Genomic DNA, 4,384 nt, shown 5'->3' with positions numbered 1-4,384 from the left:
GCTGTCGGCCATGCGGTTCACGCTGTCCTTGATGACGGCGTAGTCGCCGCGGTACTCGCCGTTCACCCGCGCCGTGAAGTCGCCGTCCGCCAGGCGCCGCAGCACCGCCGACGACTCGTTCACGGGCGCCACCACGGCGTCCAGCGTGCGGTTCACGCCGTCCACCAGCGCGCGGTACGAGCCCTGGTAAACATCCGCCCGGCCGCGCTCGCCCAGCCGGCCCTCGCTGGCCGCCTGCACCAGCCCGTTGGTCTCCACCACCACGCCGCGCAGGGTGTCGCGGGCGCTGTCGAACGCGGCCACCGTCGCCTGCGTCTCGCGGATCATCCCGTTCACGGTGTCCGCCAGCTGCCCCAGCTCGTCCTTGCTGTCCACCTCCAGCAGCGTGGTGCCGGTGGGGATCTGGCGGTCCAGGTCGCCCACGGCCATGGCGCGGGTAGCCAGGCCCAGGTTGGTGACGCAGATGGCGCGCAGGCTTTCCGTCGTGCGGGCCACGCGCTCCACGGCGCGCGACACCCGCCCCGAAATGGCCCAGCCGATGAGCAGCGCGGCCGCCACGGATGCCAGCAGCAGCCCCGCGATGAACCGCCGCGCGCTGGCCGCCAGCGCGGCGTTGGCCTGCGAGGTGGCGCGCGCGGCGCTGTCGTTGAACTCGTCCAGCGTGACCAGCGCCTCTTCCACCCCGTCGGAGGCGGCGGCGCCGTCACCCATCAGCAGCGCGTAGGCGGCCTCGTCGCTGCCCGCGCGGTACAGCGTCGACACGCGTTCCGCGATGGGCTTGAACGCGTTGATCTTCTCCTTCGCCTCGGTGTAGAGCGCCGTGTCCTGGGCAGAGACCAGCGTGCCGCGGTACGCGTCCAGGAGCGAGTCCACGGCCACGGTGTGCACGCGCAGCCGCTCGGCGACCCTGGCGTCGGACTCGGCGGTGGCGCTCCCGCCGAACTTGAAGAGGTTCACGCGCACCTCCTGGAAGCGGGCCTTGATCTCGGTGGCGATCGCCACGCCACGCGTGTTCTGCGCGTACAGCTGCTCGTCCGCCGCCGCCATGCGCGAAACCGTGCGGATGGAAGCCACGCCCACCAGGACGGTGGCGAGCGCCACGACGCCAAAGCCGACCAGCAGCTTGGCGCGGATCTTCAGATCGTTGAACCAGGTGAGCATGGGAAAAGTCAGGAGCGAAAGGATGTCGACCGCACGCGGTCCGGGACCCCGCGGCCACAGGCGGCGCGGATCAATGGGTGATTTTCGGCGCGCCACGCCTCGAGTTTACCGGGTGGCCCGTTCCCGATCTGCGACACGCTCCGGACGGGCCATTGCTCTCACGCCGGATCACCGCCGGTCCGCGCGTGGCCGCTTTCACGCAGGTTCGCGCCGTGCAACGTCATGCGGATGATGAACATCGCTCAGTGCGGAGATCTCGCTTTTCTCGCGCGGCGTTTCCCCGCCGCGGAAGCCGTTTTCTTTGTTGTCACGGGTTTCTCCGATCTGGTCGCGTGGAGGGGCGGCGTTCCCGGACGGGAACCGACAAAAGACTTTTCACGCAGAGGGAGCAGGGGCAGCAGAGGTGGTTCCGCGCGAAAGGCCGGCCCCGTGCACCGGGACCGGCCTCTCGTCATCAACCGCTTTTACTGCATTCTCACGCAGAGCCGCGGAGGCGCAGAGTACTTCATCACGCGATGAAACCCTCTGCTGCCCCTGCTCCCTCTGCGTGAGAAATCTGTTGTTTTAGATGCGGAACGCGCCCACCAGGCTCTCCAGCTCCGTCGCCACGCCCGCCAGCTGGTCGCTCGCGCTGAGGGACTGCGCCGCGCCGCCGGCCGTCTGCGTCGCCGCCGCGCTCACGCTGACGATGCTGCGGCTCACTTCCTCGGTGCCCTTGGCCGCCTGGTTCACGTTGCGCGCGATCTCGCCCGTGGCCGCGCTCTGCTCCTCCACCGCGCCGGCGATGGTCGTGGACACGTCGTTGATCTGCTGGATGATCTTGTTGATCTCGCTGATCCCGCCCACGGCCACGCCCGTGCTGTCCTGCACGCCGCGGATCTTTTGCGCGATCTCCTCCGTCGCCTTCGCCGTCTGGCTGGCGAGCTGCTTCACCTCGTTGGCCACCACCGCGAAGCCCTTGCCCGCCTCGCCGGCGCGGGCTGCCTCGATCGTCGCGTTCAGGGCCAGCAGGTTCGTCTGCTGGGCGATCGAGGTGATGACCTTCACCACCTCGCCGATCTCCTCCGACGACGCGCCCAGGGCATCCATCATCCGCACGGTCTGCTCGGCCTGACGGGTCGCCTCGCCGGCCACGCGCAGCGCCTCCTGCAGCTGACGGCTGATCTCGCGGATGCTGCTGGACATCTCCTCCGCCGCCACGGCCACCGTCTGCACGTTCACCCCCGCCTGCTCGCTCGCGGCGCTCACCGCCTGCGACTGCCGGCTCGTCTCCTCCGCCGCGGACGAGAGCGCGTGGCTGGCCGTGCGGATCTGCGTCGAAGTCTGCGCCACCGTGCCCGACGCGCCGCGGATGCGGGCCAGGGCATCGCGCACGCTGTCGGCCATGCGGTTCACGCTGTCCTTGATGACGGCGTAGTCTCCGTGGTACGCGCCGGCCACGCGCGCCGTGAAGTCGCCGTCCGCCAGGCGCCGCAGCACCGCGGACGCCTCGTTCACGGGCGCCACGACGGCGTCCAGCGTGTGGTTCACGCCCTCCACCAGCGCGCGGTACGAGCCGTGGTAGGCCTCCGCGCGGCCGCGCTCCTGCAGCCGGCCCTCGCTGGCGGCGCGCACCAGCCCGCCCGTCTCGTCCACCACCCCGCGCAGGGTGCCGCGCGCCGCCTGGAACGACGCCACGGCGGCGCCGGCCTGCGCGATCATGGCGTTCACGGTGCCGGTCAGCTGGCCCAGCTCGTCGCGCGAGGTCACGGGCAGGGGCTCCAGGTGCGTCCGCACCTGCGTCTCCAGGTCGCCCCGCGCCATGGCGTCGGCCATGGTGGCCAGGCCGGCCAGGGCCACGCCGCGCACCCGCTCCGCGCCGTCGGCCACCGCGTGGATGGCCCGTGTCATGGCCCGCGACACGTACCACGCAATGCCCAGCCCCACGATCACCGCGGCCGCCAGCAGCAGCAGCGTCACGTGCCGCGACGACGACGCCATGGCCTGGTTGGCCTCCACCGTCTCCCTGGCCGTGCGGGCGTTGTACTCCGTCAGGGCGCCGATGGCGTCCTCCATGCCGTCCGCCAGCGTCTGCGCGGGGCCAAAGAGGTACGCCACCGCCGCGTCCTTGCGCCCGTCCGCGAACATCTGCTGCAGCGTGTCGCGCGCGGCGTAGAACTGCGCGCGCGTGGCGACGACGTCGCGGTACAGGGCCGAATCTTCCGGGAAGTCCATGATGCGGGCGTACTCGGCCAGCAGCGAGTCCATGGCGGTGGACTGTACGTGCAGGCGCTTGTTGACGTACGCCGTGTCCTTGGGCTGCACCACGGCCAGCTTGAACAGGTTGATGCGCAGCTGCTGAAAGCGGCTCTCGATCTGCCCCGTGTGCTGCAGGCTGATGGCGCTGTTCTCGTAGAGAAAGAGGTCCGCCCGGGCCACGCGCGACTGGGCGCGCACGGCCAGCAGCCCCACGGCCACGGCGAGGACGAGGACCGTGGCGAAGCCGGCCAGCAGCTTGGCGCGGATCTTCAGGTCGTTGAACCAGGAAAACATCGCGATGCCCGGGGTCGGGTGGCTGCCCGGGAACGCCGGGCCGGGCCGCGCGCCGGACGGCTGCGGCCTTCACCGGACAAGTGTCGGCCACCGTACCGAGCCGCTTGAGCCCCGCGCTCTAAAGAGGACGGAAAGGGAGAGCAGAACGAAGGAGTTGTGATGGGAGCGGAATGCGCCTAACATACGCTCCCTTTGCGCAATTGAATCCTGGATTCACGGTAGGCCGGGAAGCGAAGCAGGCACGGGACGGAGAACGATCAGCGACACGCGCGATTCGCCTTTTGGATTCGATCACGGATTGAGAGAAGGACAAAATGCGACATCTACGAATCTTCCCGGTCAGATGGCAAGCTGCGGGTTTCCGCAGCCGTGAGCGCCACGCACGGAACGGCCTGGCGCCGTCCGCGTAATCCCGTCGTCCACACGCAGGAGCGCAGGAATGCATGCACGGAGGATGTCGGTCCTGGGCGCGTGCGCGGTTCTCGCCTTTTCCGAACCGTCGCACGCGCAGGCGGCACCGGGCGACGAGGCGGTTGTCATCGCCGCGGCGGTGTCGCACATGATTCAAGTATTGAGGGACAGCGACGGCGTTCCGGCGGGGGAGATCCGCTTCGATCCCCGCGTGGTGCAGCGCCGGCAGATCGACCATCCGGCGTACAGCGGCGCCGTGACCGTGTACGAGCTTTCGGGA

3 protein-coding genes are annotated in these 4,384 nt (G+C 69.8%); 1 reads left to right on the top strand and 2 read right to left on the bottom strand.

Translation table 11 applies throughout. The features are described 5' to 3' along the window. Positions 1-1,161 (bottom strand): MCP four helix bundle domain-containing protein (locus tag VFZ20_RS16635; protein WP_329685036.1); only part of this gene is annotated, 1,161 nt, incomplete at its 3' end. 564 nt (positions 1,162-1,725) lie between these two features. Further along, complete coding sequence (locus VFZ20_RS16630) at positions 1,726-3,693, bottom strand: HAMP domain-containing methyl-accepting chemotaxis protein (RefSeq protein WP_329685035.1); 1,968 nt, start codon at positions 3,691-3,693, stop codon at positions 1,726-1,728. Positions 3,694-4,147: 454 nt separating this feature from the next. On the opposite strand from VFZ20_RS16630, the gene VFZ20_RS16625 reads away from it, so the two are divergent. Next, a partial coding sequence (locus VFZ20_RS16625) for a hypothetical protein (protein ID WP_329685034.1) occupies positions 4,148-4,384 on the top strand: 237 nt, incomplete at its 3' end.

The organism is Longimicrobium sp. (assembly GCF_036280135.1).
In the GTDB taxonomy this organism is placed as follows: domain Bacteria; phylum Gemmatimonadota; class Gemmatimonadetes; order Longimicrobiales; family Longimicrobiaceae; genus Longimicrobium.
The sequence above is the reverse complement of the archived record's forward strand: the minus strand, read 5'-3'. Positions and strand labels throughout refer to the sequence as shown.